This window comes from Mycolicibacterium vulneris (assembly GCF_002104765.1).
Lineage (GTDB): Bacteria > Actinomycetota > Actinomycetes > Mycobacteriales > Mycobacteriaceae > Mycobacterium > Mycobacterium vulneris.
Window position 1 is genome coordinate 12,962 of the sequence record NZ_NCXM01000028.1, and the last position, 19,433, is coordinate 32,394.

At 68.8% G+C, this 19,433-nt stretch carries 22 protein-coding genes; 17 read left to right on the forward strand and 5 right to left on the reverse strand.

From position 1 onward, the window contains the following. The first annotated feature begins 33 nt into the window (after positions 1 to 33). The 5 genes from infA (at position 34) to rpsD (ending at position 2,056) form a co-directional block, all read left to right on the forward strand. On the forward strand, positions 34 to 255 hold the full coding sequence (infA, locus tag B8W69_RS22780) for a translation initiation factor IF-1 (RefSeq protein WP_003418601.1): 222 nt from the start codon (positions 34 to 36) through the stop codon (positions 253 to 255). A gap of 50 nt (positions 256 to 305) precedes the next feature. Then, positions 306 to 419: a 50S ribosomal protein L36 gene (gene rpmJ, locus B8W69_RS22785; RefSeq protein WP_003879483.1), complete on the forward strand. Its 114-nt coding sequence runs from the start codon at positions 306 to 308 to the stop codon at positions 417 to 419. Between the two features lie 218 nt (positions 420 to 637). After that, positions 638 to 1,012, forward strand: coding sequence for a 30S ribosomal protein S13 (rpsM, locus tag B8W69_RS22790; RefSeq protein WP_007773477.1), 375 nt, complete (start codon positions 638 to 640; stop codon positions 1,010 to 1,012). 6 nt (positions 1,013 to 1,018) lie between these two features. Further along, positions 1,019 to 1,435: a 30S ribosomal protein S11 gene (rpsK, locus tag B8W69_RS22795; protein WP_085292032.1), complete on the forward strand. Its 417-nt coding sequence runs from the start codon at positions 1,019 to 1,021 to the stop codon at positions 1,433 to 1,435. 15 nt (positions 1,436 to 1,450) lie between these two features. Next, the gene (rpsD, locus tag B8W69_RS22800; protein WP_066999464.1) at positions 1,451 to 2,056 is read left to right on the forward strand and encodes a 30S ribosomal protein S4; all 606 of its coding nucleotides are present in this window, start codon (positions 1,451 to 1,453) and stop codon (positions 2,054 to 2,056) included. On the opposite strand, the gene B8W69_RS30725 is transcribed toward rpsD, so the two are convergent. Next, complete coding sequence (locus B8W69_RS30725; RefSeq protein ID WP_165762669.1) at positions 2,044 to 2,187, reverse strand: hypothetical protein; 144 nt, start codon at positions 2,185 to 2,187, stop codon at positions 2,044 to 2,046. The genes rpsD and B8W69_RS30725 overlap by 13 nt on opposite strands. Between B8W69_RS30725 and B8W69_RS22805 the strand changes: the two genes are divergently transcribed. Genes B8W69_RS22805 through truA form a run of 3 tightly spaced genes read left to right on the forward strand, consistent with a single transcriptional unit; the run spans position 2,186 to position 4,771 of the window. Continuing rightward, positions 2,186 to 3,229, forward strand: a complete 1,044-nt coding sequence (locus B8W69_RS22805) for a DNA-directed RNA polymerase subunit alpha (RefSeq protein WP_085292033.1) — start codon at positions 2,186 to 2,188, stop codon at positions 3,227 to 3,229. The genes B8W69_RS30725 and B8W69_RS22805 overlap by 2 nt on opposite strands. 59 nt (positions 3,230 to 3,288) lie before the next feature. After that, positions 3,289 to 3,930, forward strand: coding sequence for a 50S ribosomal protein L17 (rplQ, locus tag B8W69_RS22810; protein ID WP_085292034.1), 642 nt, complete (start codon positions 3,289 to 3,291; stop codon positions 3,928 to 3,930). Further along, positions 3,908 to 4,771 carry a tRNA pseudouridine(38-40) synthase TruA gene (truA, locus tag B8W69_RS22815; RefSeq protein ID WP_085292035.1) on the forward strand — a complete coding sequence of 288 codons (864 nt, stop codon included), beginning with the start codon at positions 3,908 to 3,910 and terminating at the stop codon, positions 4,769 to 4,771. Before rplQ ends, truA begins: the two co-directional genes overlap by 23 nt. A 73-nt stretch (positions 4,772 to 4,844) precedes the next feature. Here truA and B8W69_RS22820 read toward each other — a convergent pair whose 3' ends face one another. After that, positions 4,845 to 5,480 (reverse strand): cutinase family protein, encoded by a 636-nt coding sequence (locus tag B8W69_RS22820; RefSeq protein ID WP_085292036.1) that lies wholly within the window; start codon positions 5,478 to 5,480, stop codon positions 4,845 to 4,847. 42 nt (positions 5,481 to 5,522) lie between these two features. Beyond that, entirely contained in the window at positions 5,523 to 6,398 is an 876-nt protein-coding gene (locus B8W69_RS22825) for a cutinase family protein (protein ID WP_085292093.1), read from the reverse strand. A 181-nt stretch (positions 6,399 to 6,579) separates the two neighbouring features. On the opposite strand from B8W69_RS22825, the gene eccB reads away from it, so the two are divergent. Continuing rightward, on the forward strand, positions 6,580 to 7,956 hold the full coding sequence (eccB, locus tag B8W69_RS22830; protein WP_085292094.1) for a type VII secretion protein EccB: 1,377 nt from the start codon (positions 6,580 to 6,582) through the stop codon (positions 7,954 to 7,956). Here the strand turns inward: eccB and mycP are convergent. Both mycP and eccD read right to left on the reverse strand, forming a co-directional pair. Further along, positions 7,921 to 9,234: a type VII secretion-associated serine protease mycosin gene (mycP, locus tag B8W69_RS22835; RefSeq protein WP_085292037.1), complete on the reverse strand. Its 1,314-nt coding sequence runs from the start codon at positions 9,232 to 9,234 to the stop codon at positions 7,921 to 7,923. The two genes, eccB and mycP, sit on opposite strands and share 36 nt — an antisense overlap. Next, positions 9,231 to 10,649, reverse strand: a complete 1,419-nt coding sequence (gene eccD / locus B8W69_RS22840; RefSeq protein ID WP_085292095.1) for a type VII secretion integral membrane protein EccD — start codon at positions 10,647 to 10,649, stop codon at positions 9,231 to 9,233. Before eccD ends, mycP begins: the two co-directional genes overlap by 4 nt. 93 nt (positions 10,650 to 10,742) lie before the next feature. Between eccD and eccCb the strand changes: the two genes are divergently transcribed. The 8 genes from eccCb to B8W69_RS22880 all read left to right on the forward strand — a co-directional run bounded on the left by eccCb (position 10,743) and on the right by B8W69_RS22880 (position 19,430). Next, entirely contained in the window at positions 10,743 to 14,423 is a 3,681-nt protein-coding gene (gene eccCb, locus B8W69_RS22845) for a type VII secretion protein EccCb (protein ID WP_085292038.1), read from the forward strand. Next, positions 14,420 to 15,661, forward strand: a complete 1,242-nt coding sequence (locus B8W69_RS22850) for a type VII secretion-associated protein (protein ID WP_085292039.1) — start codon at positions 14,420 to 14,422, stop codon at positions 15,659 to 15,661. Before eccCb ends, B8W69_RS22850 begins: the two co-directional genes overlap by 4 nt. A 43-nt stretch (positions 15,662 to 15,704) precedes the next feature. After that, a complete protein-coding gene (locus B8W69_RS22855; protein ID WP_085292040.1) occupies positions 15,705 to 16,022 on the forward strand; it encodes a WXG100 family type VII secretion target in 318 nt (105 codons plus the stop codon). Positions 16,023 to 16,031: 9 nt separating this feature from the next. Then, positions 16,032 to 16,334, forward strand: coding sequence for a WXG100 family type VII secretion target (locus B8W69_RS22860; RefSeq protein WP_110882028.1), 303 nt, complete (start codon positions 16,032 to 16,034; stop codon positions 16,332 to 16,334). A gap of 248 nt (positions 16,335 to 16,582) precedes the next feature. Beyond that, on the forward strand, positions 16,583 to 17,026 hold the full coding sequence (rplM, locus tag B8W69_RS22865; RefSeq protein ID WP_007773455.1) for a 50S ribosomal protein L13: 444 nt from the start codon (positions 16,583 to 16,585) through the stop codon (positions 17,024 to 17,026). Further along, positions 17,023 to 17,571 (forward strand): 30S ribosomal protein S9, encoded by a 549-nt coding sequence (gene rpsI / locus B8W69_RS22870; RefSeq protein WP_085292042.1) that lies wholly within the window; start codon positions 17,023 to 17,025, stop codon positions 17,569 to 17,571. The genes rplM and rpsI overlap by 4 nt, the downstream gene beginning before the upstream one ends. A gap of 149 nt (positions 17,572 to 17,720) precedes the next feature. Next, positions 17,721 to 19,058, forward strand: coding sequence for a phosphoglucosamine mutase (gene glmM, locus B8W69_RS22875; protein WP_085292043.1), 1,338 nt, complete (start codon positions 17,721 to 17,723; stop codon positions 19,056 to 19,058). Positions 19,059 to 19,100: 42 nt separating this feature from the next. Continuing rightward, a complete protein-coding gene (locus B8W69_RS22880; protein WP_085292044.1) occupies positions 19,101 to 19,430 on the forward strand; it encodes a type VII secretion target in 330 nt (109 codons plus the stop codon). Positions 19,431 to 19,433: the final 3 nt, after the last annotated feature.

Here is a 19,433-nt window from a genome sequence, read left to right on the forward strand (position 1 = left end):
ACGAAACTATATGACGAGGATTTTTAACTAGTTATGGCCAAGAAGGACGGCGCCATCGAGGTGGAAGGCCGGGTGGTCGAGCCCCTGCCCAATGCGATGTTCCGCATCGAGCTGGAGAACGGTCACAAGGTGCTTGCCCACATCAGCGGCAAGATGCGGCAGCACTACATCCGCATCCTGCCCGAGGACCGGGTGGTGGTGGAGTTGTCTCCCTACGACCTGTCCCGCGGCCGCATCGTGTACCGGTACAAGTAAAGCGCCTGATCAGAACAACCTACGAATAGACAGAACAGGATCGAACAGCCGTGAAGGTGAACCCGAGCGTCAAGCCAATCTGTGACAAGTGCAGGGTGATCCGTCGGCATGGGCGGGTCATGGTGATCTGCTCCGATCCGCGCCACAAGCAGCGCCAGGGCTAGCGGCGATCGCAAGCGCGGCGTAGCCGGGCGCAGCGGGTCGCCGCCATGCACCCCGCGGCGATCGCACGACACAACTGAATGCAGACCTCCCAGCACCACTGAGCGGATAGGCCGCTCATCTACGCCCGGTCGGAGGCCGGGCCCCGAGCCCAAATCGTTTTTGGGCAGGGAACGGGCTGGGATCAGACCTCCGCCTAGAAAAAGAGGAAACGCCACCTATGGCTCGACTAGTAGGCGTCGATCTCCCGCGTGACAAGCGGATGGAGATCGCGCTGACCTACATCTTCGGCGTCGGCCGCACCCGGTCGAACGAGATCCTGGCAGCTACCGGCATCGACCGGAACCTGCGCACCCGGGACCTCACCGACGACCAGCTGACCCACCTGCGTGACTACATCGAGGCCAACCTCAAGGTGGAGGGTGACCTGCGTCGCGAGGTCCAGGCCGACATCCGCCGCAAGATCGAGATCGGCTGCTACCAGGGTCTGCGGCATCGCCGCGGCTTGCCGGTGCGCGGCCAGCGGACAAAGACCAACGCGCGCACCCGCAAGGGGCCCAAGCGCACCATCGCGGGCAAGAAGAAGGCCAGGTAACCCCAAATGCCACCAGCCAAGAAGGCAGCCTCTGCTCCCAAGAAGGGGCAGAAGACCCGTCGCCGGGAAAAGAAGAACATCCCGCACGGTGCGGCGCACATCAAGAGCACGTTCAACAACACGATCGTGACCATCACCGACCCGCAGGGCAACGTCATCGCCTGGGCGTCGTCGGGTCACGTCGGATTCAAGGGCTCGCGGAAGTCGACGCCGTTCGCCGCGCAGCTGGCCGCCGAGAACGCGGCCCGCAAGGCGCAGGAGCACGGCGTGAAGAAGGTGGACGTGTTCGTGAAGGGCCCGGGCTCGGGCCGGGAGACGGCGATCCGTTCGCTCCAGGCCGCCGGTCTGGAGGTCGGCGCGATCTCCGACGTCACCCCCCAACCGCACAACGGCGTTCGCCCCCCGAAGCGACGCAGGGTCTAGGAGGAAAGGAACCCAATGGCTCGTTACACCGGACCCGTTACCCGCAAGTCGCGCCGGCTGCGCACCGACCTCGTCGGCGGCGACCAGGCGTTCGAGAAGCGCCCCTACCCGCCCGGCCAGCACGGCCGCGCGCGGATCAAGGAGAGCGAATACCTGCTGCAGTTGCAGGAGAAGCAGAAGGCCCGCTTCACCTACGGCGTGATGGAAAAGCAGTTCCGTCGCTACTACGCAGAGGCCTCCCGGCAATCCGGCAAGACCGGTGAGGAACTGCTGCGCATCCTGGAAAGCCGGCTGGACAACGTGGTGTATCGCGCCGGCCTGGCTCGTACCCGCCGGATGGCGCGTCAGCTGGTCAGCCACGGACACTTCAGCGTCAACGGTGTGCACGTCAACGTGCCCAGCTACCGGGTGTCGCAGTACGACATCATCGACGTGCGGGACGGCTCGCTGAACACCGTGCCGTTCCAGATCGCGCGGGAGACGGCGGGCGACCGTCCGATCCCGAGCTGGCTGCAGGTGGTGGGGGAGCGTCAGCGCATCCTCGTGCACCAGCTGCCCGAGCGGGCACAGATCGACGTGCCGCTCACCGAGCAGCTCATCGTCGAGTTCTACTCGAAGTAAAGACCCTTGCGCTGAACCCGGCGCAGGTCTGCGGCGATCGCAAGCGCGGCGAAGCCGGGCGCAGCGGGTCGACGCGGACAACCAAGCGGCATCAAATAGCGGGTGCCGAGAAGGAGATAGAGAAACACCATGCTGATCTCTCAGCGACCCACATTGTCGGAGGACGTCCTCACCGACAGCCGCTCCCAGTTCGTCATCGAGCCGCTGGAGCCGGGATTCGGTTATACCCTTGGCAATTCGTTGCGCCGGACGCTGCTGTCCTCGATTCCGGGTGCGGCCGTCACGAGCATCCGCATCGACGGCGTGCTGCACGAGTTCACCACCGTGCCGGGTGTCAAGGAAGACGTCACCGCGATCATCTTGAACCTCAAGAGCCTGGTGGTGTCCTCCGAGGAGGACGAGCCGGTCACCATGTACCTGCGCAAGCAGGGCCCGGGTGAGGTCACCGCGGGGGACATCGTGCCGCCCGCCGGTGTCACCGTGCACAACCCCGACCTGCACATCGCGACGCTGAACGACAAGGGCAAGCTCGAAGTCGAGCTGGTCGTCGAGCGCGGCCGTGGTTACGTGCCGGCCGTGCAGAATCGCGCCTCGGGCGCCGAAATCGGCCGTATCCCAGTCGATTCCATCTACTCGCCGGTGCTCAAGGTCACCTACAAGGTGGACGCCACCCGTGTGGAGCAGCGCACCGACTTCGACAAGCTGATCCTGGATGTCGAGACCAAGAGCTCGATCAACCCTCGCGACGCGCTGGCGTCGGCGGGTAAGACCCTGGTCGAATTGTTCGGCCTGGCCCGCGAGCTCAACGTCGAGGCCGAGGGCATCGAGATCGGGCCGTCGCCGGCCGAGGCCGACCACATCGCGTCGTTCGCGCTGCCGATCGACGACCTGGATCTGACGGTGCGGTCCTACAACTGCCTCAAGCGCGAGGGTGTGCACACCGTCGGTGAGCTGGTCAGCCGCACCGAGTCCGACCTGCTCGACATCCGCAACTTCGGTCAGAAGTCCATCGACGAGGTGAAGGTCAAGCTGCACCAGCTGGGCCTGTCGCTCAAGGACAGCCCGCCGAGCTTCGACCCCTCGCAGGTCGCGGGCTACGACGTCGCCACCGGCACCTGGTCCAGCGAGGCGGCCTACGACGACCAGGACTACGCGGAAACCGAACAGCTGTAAAGAATTCCGTCCCGGTCCTACCTGATACGGGGACCGGCCCCAATTAGGAGATAGTCGCAATGCCCAAGCCCACTAAGGGACCTCGCCTCGGCGGGTCGTCTTCGCACCAGAAGGCGCTTCTCGCCAACCTGGCCACCTCCCTGTTCGAGCACGGCCGGATCAAGACGACCGAGCCCAAGGCGCGGGCGTTGCGGCCGTACGCGGAGAAGCTGATCACCCACGCGAAAAAGGGTGCGCTGCACAACCGTCGAGAGGTGCTGAAGAAGATCCGCGATAAGGACGTGGTGCACGCCCTGTTCGCGGAGATCGGTCCGTTCTACGCCGACCGCAACGGCGGCTACACCCGCATCATCAAGGTCGAGCCGCGCAAGGGCGACAACGCGCCCATGGCCGTGATCGAGCTGGTGCGGGAGAAGACGGTCACCTCCGAGGCCGATCGGGCTCGTCGGGTGAAGGCTTCCAAGAAGTCTGACGCCCCTGTCGCGGCAGCGGCGGCACCTCAGGCGGCTGTCGAGCCTGGGGAAGCCGTCGGCCCGACGGCCGAGGAGGCCACGGCCGAGGTCGAGGAGACCACGACCGAGGGCGAGCCGACCAAGGCGCAGGCAGAAGCTGAAGACAAGGCCGAGAAGGCCGTGGCCGCGCGGGCCGAGGCCGAAGCCGCCGAAGCTGCCGACGCTGATGACGAGGCTGACGAGAGTTAGCGAGGATGTCCGTCTGCGGCTTGATATCGCCTACGACGGAACGGGTTTCGCGGGCTGGGCCTCTCAGTCCGGCCAGCGGACCGTGGCAGGAATTCTCGACGAGGCGCTGACGACGGTCTTTCGCACGCCGGCGCGGCTGCGCGCGGCGGGACGCACCGACGCCGGAGTCCATGCCACCGGGCAGGTGGCTCACGTCGACGTACCGCTCGAGGCGCTTCCGAACGCCTACTCGCGCGCGCCCCACGTCGGAGAACCCGAATTCCTGCCGCTGCTGCGCCGGCTGGGCCGATTTTTGCCGACCGATGTCCGGGTCGTCGATATCAGCCGCGCCCCTGCGGGTTTCGACGCCCGATTCTCGGCGCTGCGGCGTCACTACGTGTATCGGATCTCGACGGCGCCGTGGGGCGCGCAGCCGCTGCAGGCCCGCTACGTCACCGCCTGGCCGCGTCCGCTGGACGTCGAGGCGATGGCCGCCGCGTCGCGAGACCTGCTGGGATTGCACGACTTTGCCGCGTTCTGCCGTCACCGCGAGAACGCCACCACCATCCGCGACCTGCAGCGCCTGGAGTGGACCCGCGACGGCGACCTGATCACCGCGCAGGTCAGCGCCGACGCGTTCTGCTGGTCGATGGTGCGCTCGCTGGTCGGCGCGCTGCTGGCCGTCGGTGAACACCGCCGCCCCGTCTCGTATTGCCGCGAATTGCTCAGCGCCACAGAGCGTTCCAGCGACTTCGCCGCCGCGCCCGCCCACGGGTTGTCGCTGGTCGGTGTCGACTATCCGCCCGATGACCAGCTGGCCGCGCGCAACCTGATCACCCGGGACATCCGCTCGCGGGACTGAGCGGTTACAGCCTGGCGGCGACGAACCCCGCGGCCTGATCCACCAGTCCGGAAACCAGCGGTGGCCCAAGGCTCTAGACCCTGGCCGCCACGAAATTCGCTGCCCTGTTGGTCAATCCGGGGACGTAGCTCAGGTGCGAACTCCACTGCATGCCGCTCGAGCAGATCGGATCGCCCGGGTTGCACAGGTCGATGGTCTTGCCCTCGAAATTCGGGGACAGGGCACTCATCAGCTGACCCGCCCGGCCGGATGGGTTGCCGAACAGGGCGACGGCGGCGACGTGATCGGCGGCCGCGGGCGGCAACGGCTGGCGGTAGCCGAGGCCGGACACCGGTGCGGCCGTGACGATGTCGACGACGGCGGCGCCCTGCGAGTATCCGCCCAGCACCAGTTTGGTGTTGGGGCAGTTGGCGGCCATCTGCTGGATGTGGGTGCTGGCGTCGTTGGCGCCGTTGGTCGCGGCCAGGAAGTCCTTGCTGGCCGGATAGTTCACCGCATATGCGCCAATGCTTTTGCGGGTCTGCTCGCGCAACGAGCTGACGAACGCACCGCCAACCTTGCCGACACCGGGCGGCTCATCGGTGCCCCTGGCGAACACTACCTCAACGCCGGGGCACGACGCCGATGCATGCGGAACCAATTGGGGGGCAACCAACAACGCGCCCGTTGCGCCAATTCCGATGCCCAGCCCTAACGGGATAAGCCTCACACAGCGATGTTAAGGGGGAGTTGATAACCCGACGGTAACGATTTAGACGAGAGGTGCTTGCGGTGAGTCGGTAGCGGGGGTCGGCAGCGACGGCGCGGGCGCCGGAGCGGTGCCGGTGCCGCCATGGATCGAGGGGCCCGACCCGGGCGGGTTCTGCCCGTAGACCGGCGACTGCTGCCCGTAGCCCGGCGACTGCGGGCCGTAGCCGGGCTGTTGGGGGCCGTAGCCGGGGCCCATCGGTGGACCGAACGCGGGTGACTGCTGGCCGAGACCGGCGGCCGCCAGCTTCTGCGCGACGAACGCCGCGGCCTGGGTGGTGTAGACGGGGACGTAGCCCTCGGTGTGGCCACTCCACTCGTTACCGGGGCCGGCGTGGCAGATCGGGTCGTTGGGGTTGCAATAGTCGACGGCCTTGGAGCCCAGCAGCGTGCTCTGGCTGGGCAGGGTGCCGCCGGCGCGGTCGGCCACGTCGCCGAAGGTGGTGACGGCCACGATGTTGTTGGCGTACTGCGCGGGTAGCGTGCTGCCCCAGCTGATGCCACCGATCGGAACGCCGGCCACGATGTCCATCACCGACGCGCCCTGCGAGTAGCCGCCCAGCACGATCTTGGTGTTCGGGCACTTCTCCACGCTCTTCTTGACGCGGTCGATGGTGTCGTTGGCGCCGTCGCCGCCGTGTAGCTGCAGCTTGCTGGCGGCGTAGTTCACCCCGTAGGGCAGGATGTTCAGGCCGTTGGTCTGCTGGCGCAGCGAGTCCACGAGCGCGTCGCCGACCCGGCCCAGCCCGGGCGGTTCGTTGGTGCCGCGGGCGAAGATCACCTCGACGTCCGGGCAGTCGTCGGCGGAGGCTTTGGGCGCTGCGGCGGGGGGGGCGAACAGGCCAGCAGCGATAACCAGGGCAGAAGCACCCAGGCCGATGAAACGGCCTGCTGACCGCGCGGTGCCCGCCCGACGGGTACGTCCACGGTGAGATTTCACCGGGCAATTTTACCCAAATTGTGACGTGCCGAAACCCGGGCGACCTGTGGATAACCGCTCTGACGGCGCGAATCGGCGGCCTACCGTGGGCGGTAACGAGTTCACGGGATGGGGAGATTCAGTGCCGCGTCAGCCGGCTACGTGGCTGTACGTCAGCGCGTATCGGTATTTGCTGCGGCGCACCGAACGCGCGTTGCTCGGCGAACAAATCCGGGCGACGGGATTCCCTTCGCACCCTCGCTCCGGACCGCTGGCGCTCGGGTGCGCCGTCACGGCCATCCTCGTGGCGGGTTGCGCGGTTCTCGGTTTGCTGCGACCTCATGTAGCGCTGGACCGCGCGCAGATCGTGCTGAGCCGGGAATCGGGCGCCCTCTTCGTTCGACTGGGCGACGTGTGGCATCCGGTGCTCAACCTGGCCTCCGCCCGTCTCATCGCGGCGACGGCCGCCGACCCGCAGCCGGTCACCGAGTCCGACCTGGGCGCCACCAAACGTGGCCCGCTGCTGGGCATTCCGGGCGCACCACAATTTCTCGGCAGGCCGCTGTCTTCGGGGGATATGGCTTGGTCGATATGCGCTAGCACCGGCGCTAGCACCACGACAGTCATCGTCGGCCGCCGCTCCGAGGCGCCGGCGGTGCACCGCCTGGCCGCCGGGGGCGCGATCCTGGCGGCCCCGGCCTCCGGTTCGCCGGCCTACCTGCTCCACGACGGCCACCGGGCGATCGTGGACCTCGACGATGCCGCGGTGGTCCGCGCGCTGCGCATCGAGGGCCGTACGCCGCTACTCGTCTCGCAGGCATTGCTGAACGCCGTGCCGGAAGCGCCGCCGATCGCGCCGCCACGGATCCGCGGTCGGGGCGCCAGGGCGCCGGCATTGCCCGGATTCGCGGTCGGCAGTGTGCTTCGCATCACACGGGCCGACGGCGACGAGTTTTACGCGGTGCTCGCGGCGGGGGTGCAGCGCATCGGCCAGGTGGCCGCCGACCTCCTGCGCCTCAGCAACCCGCAGGGAACGGCCAACGCCGTCACGGTCGCGCCCGACGCGATCCGGGCCGCTCCCGTCGTCGCCGAGCTGCCGGTTGCTCTCTTCCCTGACCGGGCGCCGACGCTCTCCCAGCCCGCCGACACCTTGTGTGCAAGCTGGGAGGAGGCGAGAACCGGCGTCGCGTTTGTGGGAGATATCGGGCTGCCCATCCCGCCCGGTCGGGCACCGGTGGCGTTGGCGCAGGCCGACGGTGACGGCCCCGCGTTGGACGCCGTGTACGTGCCGCCCGGCGCAAGCGCGTACGTGCGGGCGGGTGATGAGGCCGGCACCCGCTACCTGATCGCCGACACGGGAGTCCGGTTCGCCATTCACGACGACGCCGCCGCGCACGACCTCGGCCTCGGCGACGCGGGCCCGGCGCCGTGGCCGCTTCTCAGTTTGTTGCCGGCCGGGCCGGAGTTGAGCCGGCAGAACGCATCAATCGCACGTGACGTGGTCGCGCGCTCGCCTTGAGTGACTCCTTATTGCTCCGGTCGCCAGAGCGGCGATCACAGCAACGAGGCAGATCGCGGCACCCCGGAGCGCGGTGTCCCGGGCGCGAGAATCGCGCGGCGGAATCGGCGGCGACGCGGCGATCGGCACCGGTGCCGGTGGTGGGCCGGCGCTGGTGCCGACCGGACCCGTGCCGGTGCTGACGGCGGCGAGCGGGTCGATGGTGCCGTTGCCGACGAGGGGATCCCATCCGGCGGGTGGATGATGTGCCGTCGTCTCGATGCGCTGCATCACCTGGCGGGCGGTCATTGCCGGGAAGCGGGCCCGGATCAGCGCGGCCAGTCCGCTGACCACCGGGGCGGCGTAGCTCGTGCCGGATACCGGTTCCGTCGCGAGCGACGACACCGCCTCACCGGGCGCGGCGACATCAACCCAGGGGCCGGCAAGGGTGAATGGCGATGGCGCGCCATCGGCATTCACCGAGCCGACCGTCAGGACGTAGTCGTCGTACCACGCGGGGCTGACGGCGACCGTGATGGTCTGCCAGGTCGCATCTGCCCGCTGCGGTGGACACTGACCGGTGCCGCCGGTATTGCCGGCCGCTGCCACGATGACGGCATTCTTGACGTCGACGGCGTAAGCCAGTGCCGCGCCAAGCGCGCGGTCGTCGAGTGCCGCAGCCACCGGTGCGCACGCAACCGACGAAATGTTGATCACCGAGGCTCCCAGGTCGGCGGCCGTCCGAACGGCCTTCGCCAGGGTGTCGACGTCACCGACGCCGACGCGGGTCCGGTCGCCGGCGGGGGCGAACTTGGCGCTGGACTGACGAATGCTGATCAACGTGGCATCCGGTGCGACCCCGCTGAAACCGTCGGCCTTGGAATCGGGTGTGGCCGCGATGATTCCGGCCACCAGCGTGCCGTGCGCGTCGCAATCCTGCGTGCCGTCGCCAGTGGACACGTAGTCGCCGCCGGGCACCACGTCGGGCAGTCGACGGTGTCGTGAGATCCCGGTGTCGATGACCGCGACCCGTTGTCCGGTGCCGCGACTGAGTTGCCAGACTGCCGACAGGTCGTCCAGGCCCGTTGGCTGTTTGCGGCCGGGTCCCGCATCGACGGTCATCAGCGCGCAAATCTCACGTTGCACGGTTGGCCACGGGGACGCCGGCAAGGCGGGTTCCGGCAGCCACTTGTCGTCGACGTCCGGCGGTGAAAACGCCTGCGCCGTCGGCGTTCCGAAAGCCGAAGCCAGCGTCAGCGCCGACACCACCAACAGGCGGCCGGCGCATGCACTCATCATGCGAGGTTCAATCCCCGGGCCGCTTCGTAGAGTCCACATATCCAGCAGGCCAACGGAACCGTTGCGGCCAGCGCCAGCCACTCCAGCAGTCCGGCGCCTCGGCGCAGGACGGGCGAGGCGGGTCGCGCGGGGCCGACGAAGCCGAGGTACGTCGCCACGGCTACCGCCAGTGCCGTCACCGTGACGATCCAGGGTCCGGACACCGCTGTGCGCGCGGCGGCAACACCGAATGTCGTTGCGGCAATGGCGATTCCGCCGAACGAGAACACCAGCATTCTTCTGATGTCGGCGCATCGCGAACGCAGCAGCAGGAGCGCGCCGGTGAGCGTTCCGAACGCGGTGCACGACAGGCGCGGTGCGCCGGCAACCAGGGCGACGATCGCCCCCAGCGTGGCCGATACCGACAATCCGGCGAGCAGGCTGGTCAGCCACCTTTCGGCGAGGACCGCCTGGGAGCGTGTGCGCGCGTCGTCCGGTTCGACCTCCGCCGCGTCGGGCGCCTCCAGCCGGGGCGACAACCCGGCCAGCGCGATCGATGCGCGCGCCGCCACCGGAAGCAGGCCAACGGATATCAGCGCAGCCGCCAAAGCAACGACGCGCAGCGGCGCCGCGCTGATCACGCCCACCAGCCCCGCCACCGCGACGACCGTGGCACAGCCCGCTACGGCGGTCAATGTGACTACACCGCAACCCGATACGCGCATCGCGACAACCGCGGTGACGCCGGCCACCGCCGCGGCCAGCAACACATTGGGGGTGCCCGGCGCACCGGGAACCGCCACAAACCCGGCAACCGCGGCGAACGCCGTGGCGATCAGGCTCAAAGCCAGCCCGGCGGTCGGATCGCGATAGCCGCGGTGTGCGATGGCTGCCAGCCCGAGGGTCAGGGCGCCCGCCGACACGAGCGCGGTGACCGTCGCGGCGACGTCTGATTCAGCGTAGGTGCGGAACGCGTTACGCAGAATCGCCAGTGCTCCGACGCCGGCAAACAGGATTGCCGCCACCGCGCCGATGAGTCGGACCGCGCGTGCACGTGAAGCGCCGCCGCCCGGCGCGGTCGCCGCGTCGAGTGTGGTCGACACGGCCTCCGCCACATCGAAGTAGCGTGGCGCAGCCAGCGGGGCGCTGCGCCGGCTCAGCACCAGGATGGCGCCATCTCCGATGTTCTGCTGCGCCAGCGTCATTGACGGATCCAGCCCGGATGCGCCGGGCGCCGATAAGCGGTAGCGCGCGGCCTCGCGGTCAGGATGGTCAACCCCGAGGATGTCGACGACCGACGGAAGCAGAACGGCAACAGGAATTCCCGCGGGCAGGGCGACGTCGACGGCCGCGCTGCCCCAATACACTGCGACGCGCCGCAGCCCGGTATCGGATGCAGGCAACAGCAAACCCTTCTGTCGAATTACCAAGAAGATAGCCAGGTCTGCACGGCCCGGCATCCGGCTGTGCACAGGTGACTTGTCGCCGGTCTCGGTGCTACCTAATGTCCCCGGACCGGGAGGTGCGAGATGACGCATGCTTTGGTGCCTGCGGCGCCAGGCGGGGACATCGTTGTCGACGCTCCGCCCGAGCTGCCGTCCCCGGCATCGCCGGGCATGCTGCCACGGTTACTGCCGATTGCGCTCTCGCTGGCGTGCATGGGCACCATGGCGGCGGTGTTCTCCACGGGGACCGGCATGACCCGCAACCCCGCGGTCCTGGCGCTGCCGGCGATGATGCTGGTTTCAACCGTGGTGACGGGGGTGACCGGTCGTGCTCGTCGGCGAGGCGGTGGGCTCGATGCAGATCGTGACCGGTATCTCGATTATCTCAGCACCCTTAGTCGTTCCGTGTCCGAAATTGCTGTGGCACAACGCCGGTCATCGATCAGCCGGGACCCCGATCCCGACGTGCTGTGGACCCTGATCGGCGGCCCACGAATGTGGGAGCGGCGGCCAACCGACGCCGACTTCGGCCTCGTGCGCGTCGGCATGGGAAGCCAGCCGCTCGCGCGCCGCCTGGTGGCCCCGCAATTTCCGCCGGAGCAGCTGCGCGATCCGGTCACCGCCATGGCACTTCAGCGCTTCCTGGACGCGCATTCGACGATCCGCGCCCCGGTCACGATCGATCTGCGTGCGGGAACGATCGTGACGATCGACGGCGAGCCGGGCGAGGTACGCGGGTTAGTGCGCGCGATTCTCTGCCAACTCGCCGTGCTGCATGCGCCAGACCAAATGCTGATCGCGGCCGCCGTCGACGACGACAAGCGCGGCCACTGGGATTGGCTCAAATGGCTTCCGCACAACCAACATCCGGTAGATGCCGACGAGGTGGGTCCGGTACGGATGATCTACTCGAGTGCGGCGCAGGCGAGGGGTGCGCTCTCCGCGGTGCAAGGTCCCGAAGTCGTCGTGGTCGACGATCTCTCCGAGGTCGTCGATCCGTTCGTCGGCGCAACCATCATCGGGGCCGGCACCGGCGGCGGCGCACCGCTGAAACTTCGAACGCCCGCCCTGACCACACCGGGTTGGTGTCCCGACCAGATGAGCCCCATCGATGCGCTGATATGCGCGCGCAGGCTCGCCGGATACCACGCGCGCACGGACCGCCCGGGAAGCACCGGCCCCAATTGGCCAGAGCTGACCGGGCTTTCCACCCTGGACCGCTTCGAACCGACCGCGTTGTGGCGTCGCCAACGACACCGCGACCGCCTTCGGGTGCCGATCGGAACCACCATGGAGGATGTCCCACTCGAGCTGGACATCAAAGAGCCGGCCGAGGACGGGATGGGCCCACACGGGCTGTGCATCGGCGCCACCGGGTCGGGCAAGTCGGAGCTGCTTCGCACCATCGCACTGGGCATGATGGCGCACAACTCGCCGGAAACGCTCAACCTGCTGCTCGTCGACTTCAAAGGCGGCGCAACATTTCTTGACTATGCCCCGGCCCCACACGTAGCCGCGGTGATCACCAACCTGGCCGACGACGCGCCGCTGGTGGCCCGGATGCGCGATGCCCTGGCCGGCGAGATGAACCGTCGCCAGCAGCTGTTGCGAACGGCGGGCTGCGTCAGCGTCGCGGCTTACGAGCGGGCGCGCGAGGGTAGGGCGTGGGCCCCGCTGCCCACGCTGTTCATCATCGTCGACGAGTTCTCCGAACTGCTCAGCCAGCATCCGGATTTCGCCGACATGTTCGTCGCGATCGGCCGCCTCGGCCGGTCGCTGGGTATGCACCTGCTGCTGGCCAGTCAGCGCCTCGATGAGGGACGGCTACGCGGACTGGAAGCCCACCTGTCATACCGGATGTGCCTGAAGACGCTGTCCGCCAACGAATCCCAAACCGTACTGGGTAGCCTCGACGCATATCGACTGCCCAGCACCCCTGGCGCCGGCTTCTTGCGCATCGGCGGCGGTGAACCGATTCGCTTCCAGGCGGCGCTGGTGTCGGCGCCGCTGCCGACGAACACGCCGGCCCGCGCGGCCACGGTGGGGGCGGGTTCGGTCCGGTCGTTCGGCACCCGGATCGTGGGAGCGGTCAGCCGCGCCACCGGGGAGAGCGGGACCCCCGAACGGACCATCTCGAGCGCTGTCCTGGACCGGCTGTCCGGTCAGGGGCCGCCGGCGCACCGGGTCTGGCTGCCCCCGCTCGGGCCGGCGCCGGCGCTGCGCACCGTGCTGGCCGACGTCGCGTGCACGCCGGGGGGCCTGGCCGTGCCCATCGGTACCGTCGACCGGCCGCTCGATCAGTGCCGAGCGCCGCTGATGGTCGACATGTCGGGGGCCGCGGGCAATCTGGCGGTCATCGGCGCACCCCAATCGGGCAAGTCGACGGCGTTGCGCACGCTCGTCACCGCCCTGGCGGCCACGCATGATCCCGGCCAGGTGCAGTTCTACTGCCTGGATTTCGGTGGTGGGGCGCTGTCGGCGTTGCGCACGCTGCCGCATGTGGGTGCGGTCGCCGGGCGAGCGGAGCCGCTTCTCGTCGGCCGGATAGTCGCCGAATGCGAGTCGGTCGTTCGGCGCCGTGAAGCACTGTTCCGAGAGCATGGCATCGCGTCGATCGCCCAATACCGTCAGCGGCGCAGGGCCCTCGGCGCAGCCGGTGATCCGTTCGGGGACGTGTTCCTTGTCATCGACGGCTGGGCAAGCGTGCGCCAAGAATTCGGCACGCTGGAGGAGCCGATAAGCATGCTTGCGGCTCAAGGCCTTTCGTACGGCGTGCATGTGGCGTTGTCGGCGTCGCGGTGGGCCGAGGTACGGCCCTCACTGAGGGACCAGATCGGCACCCGCATCGAGTTACGGCTGGGCGATCCCGCGGACTCCGGAATCGACCGAAAGACCGCGCAGCATGTGCCTCGTGACAGTCCGGGCCGTGGTCTTTCCCACGAGGGCCTGCACATGGTGATCGCCTTGCCCGTCGCCGAGGTGCCCGCCGGTGCGTCGGTCGCTCCGCCGATACCGCTGCTGCCCACGTATGTCGACCGCGAGACCGTGGTACGCCGGTCGGGCGCCGGGTTGGACAGGCGGATACTGCTCGGCTTGGGGGAGCGCGAACTACAGCCAATTACAATAGATTTCGAGCGTGATTCGCATCTTCTCGTCCTCGGTGACAACGAGTGCGGGAAGACCGCGACGCTGCGGACCTTGTGCCGGGAGATCGTCCGAACGAAGGCGCCCGCGCAAGCCCGGCTGTCGATCGTCGACTTTCGGCGCGCGCTGCTCGGTGTCGTCGAGTCGGAACATCTCGGCGGTTACGCTATATCGCCCGCCGCCCTGTCGGTGTTGCTGCCCGACCTGCTCGGGTCTCTGCAGGCGCGGATGCCGCCGCCCGATGCGAGCCAGGCCCAGTTGCGCAGTGGCTCCTGGTGGTCCGGACCGGACCTCTACGTCGTCGTCGATGACTACGACCTTGTCACCGGCCCGGCGGGCAATGTGCTGGCGCCGATCGTCGAATTCTTACCGTACGCGGCGGATCTGGGATTGCACCTGGTCATCGCGCGCCGCAGCGGTGGGCTCGAGCGGGCGATGTTCGAGCCGCTGTTGGCGAGTTTGCGCGATCTCGGTTCCGCGTCTCTGATGATGAGCGGATGCCCGGCTGAGCGCGCATCGTTCGGTTCCACTGCGCCGCCGCGATTGCCGCCGGGCCGCGGCATCCTGACCACGCGGACCGGTGCCGACGAACTTGTCCAGGTTGCCTGGAGCGCGCCGTGAGCGAACATCCCGCAATCGTGGAAGCCGGGCCCAGCACGATCCGGCGGTTATGTTGCGCCACAAGCATCGTCGCGGACGACGAGACGGCCGAGATGGTTCGGGCGGCGCTGGATGCGCTTGACGACCGGGTGGCGCTGGTAGGGGAGCGGCCGGTGGCCGTCGATGCACTGTGGGAAGCCGCGTTGCGTTCGGCAAGTCGCGGCCACTGCGACGGAACGATCGTCGTGCACCCGTCGTGGTGGTCGGCGGCGCGCATGGGCGTGGTGTGCGCGGCCGCGGCGGCCGTGGCCGGCCAAACGCACGCGCGATCGTCGTTGCTGATGCGGGCGTCCCGCGCCGCACCGGACGCGACGGCAGTGGTCGAAATCGCGGAGCGTCTGGTGGCGATCACCGCGGGCGAGGTCACGGCGATACCGCGCACGGCCGAGCCGCTTTGCGTCGCCCGCGACGTTGCGGACATCGTTGCGGCGACGGCGCCCGAAGCCGTGTTGATCGATACGCCGAGCGGTGTCGTTGGTGCGTCGGCGCTGGCACGGCTCATTGCCGACGCGGTGCGCAGCGCCGACCGGGACACCCCAGAAGTCTTTGAAATCAACGACATTCGGCTGGCGCGCGTCGCGCGGTCGGCCTACCCGGCAACCGCCCGGCGGTCGGGAACGGCCGCCACCGCGCCTGCCCGTGCCGGCCGAGCGCGCGGCCGGGTGCTAAGCGGGGTGGGGGCGGCCGCCATCGTGGTCGCCGCCGCGGCGCCGACCGCGGTGACGATGGGCCGACCCGGTGAGGTGGCGCGCACACCGGTGGAGACCGCGCCCACAACGTTTCTGGTGGAAGGCCGGGTGGCGCTGTCGGTGCCGGCGACGTGGTCGTCGCAGCGGGTGGTCGGCGGACCGGGCTCGGCCCGGGTGCAGGTCACCTCGCCGACGGATCCCGACCTGGCCCTGCACATCACCCAGTCGCCGGTCGCCGGCGAGACCCTGAGCGGCACCGCCGAGCGGTTGAAGCGCGCGATCGATGCCGAGGCCCCCGGGGTGTTTGTCGACTTCAACCCGTCCGCAACCAGCGCCGGCCGACCGGCGGTGACTTATCGCGAAGTGCGTCCGGGGCATCACGTGCGCTGGACGGTGCTGCTGGACGGTCCCGTTCGGATCAGCATCGGTTGCCAGAGCCGGGCCGGCGACGAAAGCGCCGTCCACGGCGCCTGCGAGCAGGCGGTGCGGTCCGCCCACGCGATCGGATGAAATTCGGTGGAACCGAAGGACTCGCCCCGGGGTCGTAGTTGGTATGGCTGCTTCGAACTCGCTGAGCACCGACCTCGACCTGATGCGGTCGGTGGCGGGTACCACCGACGCCCGCAACGAGGAAATCAGGGCGATGCTGCAGGCATTCGTCGGTCGCATGAACGGCGTGCCGCCCTCGGCCTGGGGTGGGCTCGCGGCGGCCCGCTTCAAAGACGTGATGGACCGCTGGAACGCCGAGTCACTGCGGCTCTATCACGCCCTCAACACCGTCGCGGACACCATTCGGCACAACGCGGCCACCCTGCAGGAGGCCGGCGAGAACCATGCACACCACATCGCCGCCGCCGGCGGAAACCTGTGACGAGAGAGGATCCCCGTGGACCCCGTGCTTTCCTATAACTTCGGCGAGATCGAACACTCGGTGCGCCAGGAGATCCACTCCACGTCGGCCCGCTTCAACGCCGCGCTCGACGAGCTGAGCTCGCAAATCGCGCCGCTGCGGCAGCTCTGGTCCAGTGAGGCGGCCGCCGCCTACCAGGCTGAGCAGCTGAAATGGCATCAGTCGGCGACCGCCCTCAACGAGATACTTGCCGAGCTGGGAAATGCCGTGCGCGACGGTGCCGAAGAGGTGGCCAACGCCGACCGCCGGGCTGCCGGCATCTGGGCGCGGTAGCGGGCATAGACCACCGCGCGGTCCTAGCCCGCGCCGTGAGACTGTGTGGTCCTGGCGGGGGAGAGCCGTCGGGACCACACAGTCATTTTGACCTGCGGGGATGGCGGTCGGTAAGCTGCTCCGTTGGCGTGCGGTACGCCGGGGCCTCGGGTCAATGTCGGTCGCCGAGACCAAGCCCTCGCCGCGAGCGCCTGACCGACCCCCGGGTCATACCGGGATCCACCCTCGAGAAGAAGAAGGTAAGCGCTGTGCCTACGTACACGCCAAAGGCGGGTGACACCACGAGGTCGTGGCACGTCATCGACGCCACGGACGTGGTGCTTGGCCGCCTTGCCGTCGCGGCAGCCACCCTGTTGCGCGGCAAGCACAAGCCGACGTTCACCCCCAATGTCGACGGCGGTGACTTCGTCATCGTCATCAACGCCGACAAGGTCGCCTTCAGCGGCCAGAAGTTGGACAAGAAGCTGGCTTACCGCCACTCGGGGTATCCCGGCGGTCTGAGCAGCCGAACCATCCGCGAGCTGATGGACAAGCACCCCGACCGCGTCGTGGAGGACGCGATCGTCGGCATGCTGCCCAAGAACAAGCTGGCCCGGCAGATCGCGCGCAAGCTGCACGTCTACGCCGGCCCGACGCATCCCCACGCCGCACAACAGCCCGTTCCGTACGAGATCAAGCAGGTGGCCCAGTGACCGAAACGCCCGAGGCCTTGGAAAACCCCGAAAACCCGGAGAACCCGGACACCCCAGAAGTCGCAGAGACCGTCGAGGTCGTCGCCGAGGTGACCGAAGCCCCGGTCGAGGCCTCTGAGACCGCGGAAGCCCCCGCGCCCGCCGAGTCCTTCGTGTTCGACCGGCCCATCCAGACCGTCGGCCGCCGCAAGGAGGCCGTGGTGCGGGTGCGCCTGGTGCCCGGCACGGGCAAGTTCAACCTGAACGGCCGCACCCTGGAGGGCTACTTCCCCAACAAGGTGCACCAGCAGCTCATCAAGGCGCCGCTGGTCACCGTCGACCGGGTGGACGCCTTCGACATCTACGCGCTGCTGCACGGCGGCGGCCCGTCGGGGCAGGCCGGCGCGCTGCGTCTGGGCATCGCCCGGGCGCTGATCCTGGCCCAGCCCGAGGACCGGCCCCCGCTGAAGAAGGCCGGCTTCCTCACCCGTGACCCGCGTGCCACCGAGCGCAAGAAGTACGGCCTGAAGAAGGCCCGTAAGGCGCCTCAGTACAGCAAGCGCTGATCAGCCGTCGCTAACTGGCCACAACTTGGCATCGTCATGCACAAGTTGTGGCCGGTTGCGGCGTGTCTGCGCCCAGACGCGGCCCGTTTCGTCCACAAAGGAACGGGCACGTTAGGTGCAAGCCCGACAACTGTGAGAGGTTTGGTCGCATGGGTCGACTATTCGGCACCGACGGTGTCCGTGGGGTCGCCAATCGCGAGCTGACCGCCGAGCTGGCACTGGCGCTGGGCTCCGCGGCGGCGCGGCACCTGGCGAGCGCTCCGGCACCGGGCCGGCGGGTAGCCGTGATCGGCCGCGATCCGCGGGCCAGCGGCGAAATGCTCGAGGCGGCGGTGATCGCCGGGCTGACCAGTCAGGGCGTCGACGCGCTGCGCGTCGGGGTGCTGCCCACCCCCGCGGTGGCCTACCTGACCGGTGCCTACGACGCCGACTTCGGGGTGATGATCTCGGCGTCGCACAACCCGATGCCCGACAACGGCATCAAGATCTTCGGCCCCGGCGGCCGCAAGCTCGATGACGTCACCGAGGACCAGATCGAGGCGTTGCTGGAGGTCGATCCCGGGTTGCGTCCGGTCGGCGCGGGGATCGGCCGGGTCATCGACGCCGAGGACTCGGCCGACCGCTACCTGCGCCACCTCAGCAAGGCCAGCACGCTGCGCCTCGACGGACTGACCGTGGTGGTGGACTGCGCCCACGGCGCGGCCTCCGCGGTGGCCCCGCGCGCCTACCGCGCCGCCGGTGCCCGGGTGATCGCGATCAACGCCGACCCCAACGGGCTCAACATCAACGACAACTGCGGCTCCACTCACCTGGACTCGCTGCGCGCGGCCGTCGTCGCGCACCGCGCTGACCTGGGCCTGGCCCACGACGGGGACGCCGACCGCTGCCTGGCGATCGACGCTGACGGCAACCTGGTCGACGGCGACCACATCATGGTGGTGCTCGCCCTGGCGATGCACGAGGCCGACGAGCTGGCGTCCAAGACGCTGGTCGCCACCGTGATGAGCAACCTGGGGCTGCACCTGGCCATGCGCTCGGCCGGAATCACGGTGCGCACCACCGGTGTTGGCGACCGCTACGTGGTGGAGGAGCTGCGGGCCGGCGACTTCAGCCTGGGCGGCGAGCAGTCCGGGCACATCGTGATGCCCGCGCTGGGTTCCACCGGCGACGGCATCGTCACCGGCCTGCGGCTGATGACCCGCATGGTCCAGACCGGCTCGTCGCTGGCCGCGCTGGCCTCGGCGATGCAGACGCTGCCGCAGGTGCTGATCAACGTCACCGTGGCCGATAAGGACATCGCAGCCGCGGCGCCCGCGGTGCAGACCGCCCTCGGGCAGGCCGAGGCGGAACTGGGCGATACCGGACGAATCCTGTTGCGCCCCTCGGGAACCGAGCCGATGATCCGCGTCATGGTGGAAGCGCCCGAAAAAGAGATAGCTCAGCGGGTCGCCACCCGCGTCGCCGAAGCGGTCAGCGACGCCCTCTGATCTCCCCGGAACCCCACCGCGCCCGCGGGCGTCGGATAAGGCATGAAATTCGTTGGGGGAACATGCCCGCTAGCCATCGCGCGCACGCAGATCGACGTGCCGGCGGCGCAGCGGGTCGCTAACCAATTCGCGATGGCGGCTGAATTCATCGACCGCGCGGTCAGCGACCACCTGTCCAGGCTGGCTTTCGGTGGCGCCAACGCGGGCCGGGAGCACGCCGCGCGCGGGGACGCGCTGCGCGTCGAGTTGGAGCGGCTGGTGGCGCAGGTGTCGCAGTGGTCGCGCGCGTCGGCCGAGATCGCCGCCGCGCTGCGGTCCAGCGCCGAGCGCTACGCCGACGCCGAACTGTATGCCGCGGCGCGGATCGCCTAGCCC

Bases quoted from the DNA above. Each gene is read 5' to 3' on its own strand.
- rpsD (WP_066999464.1), top strand. From the start codon at position 1,451: ATGGCTCGTTACACCGGACCCGTTACCCGCAAGTCGCGCCGGCTGCGC.
- glmM (WP_085292043.1), top strand. From the start codon at position 17,721: ATGGGTCGACTATTCGGCACCGACGGTGTCCGTGGGGTCGCCAATCGC.
- B8W69_RS30725 (WP_165762669.1), bottom strand. From the start codon at position 2,187: ATGGTGTTTCTCTATCTCCTTCTCGGCACCCGCTATTTGATGCCGCTT.
- truA (WP_085292035.1), top strand. From the start codon at position 3,908: ATGACGAGGCTGACGAGAGTTAGCGAGGATGTCCGTCTGCGGCTTGAT.
- mycP (WP_085292037.1), bottom strand. From the start codon at position 9,234: ATGATGAGTGCATGCGCCGGCCGCCTGTTGGTGGTGTCGGCGCTGACG.
- B8W69_RS22805 (WP_085292033.1), top strand. From the start codon at position 2,186: ATGCTGATCTCTCAGCGACCCACATTGTCGGAGGACGTCCTCACCGAC.
- eccCb (WP_085292038.1), top strand. From the start codon at position 10,743: ATGACGCATGCTTTGGTGCCTGCGGCGCCAGGCGGGGACATCGTTGTC.
- infA (WP_003418601.1), top strand. From the start codon at position 34: ATGGCCAAGAAGGACGGCGCCATCGAGGTGGAAGGCCGGGTGGTCGAG.
- B8W69_RS22855 (WP_085292040.1), top strand. From the start codon at position 15,705: ATGGCTGCTTCGAACTCGCTGAGCACCGACCTCGACCTGATGCGGTCG.
- rplQ (WP_085292034.1), top strand. From the start codon at position 3,289: ATGCCCAAGCCCACTAAGGGACCTCGCCTCGGCGGGTCGTCTTCGCAC.
- rpsK (WP_085292032.1), top strand. From the start codon at position 1,019: ATGCCACCAGCCAAGAAGGCAGCCTCTGCTCCCAAGAAGGGGCAGAAG.
- B8W69_RS22880 (WP_085292044.1), top strand. From the start codon at position 19,101: ATGAAATTCGTTGGGGGAACATGCCCGCTAGCCATCGCGCGCACGCAG.
- rpsM (WP_007773477.1), top strand. From the start codon at position 638: ATGGCTCGACTAGTAGGCGTCGATCTCCCGCGTGACAAGCGGATGGAG.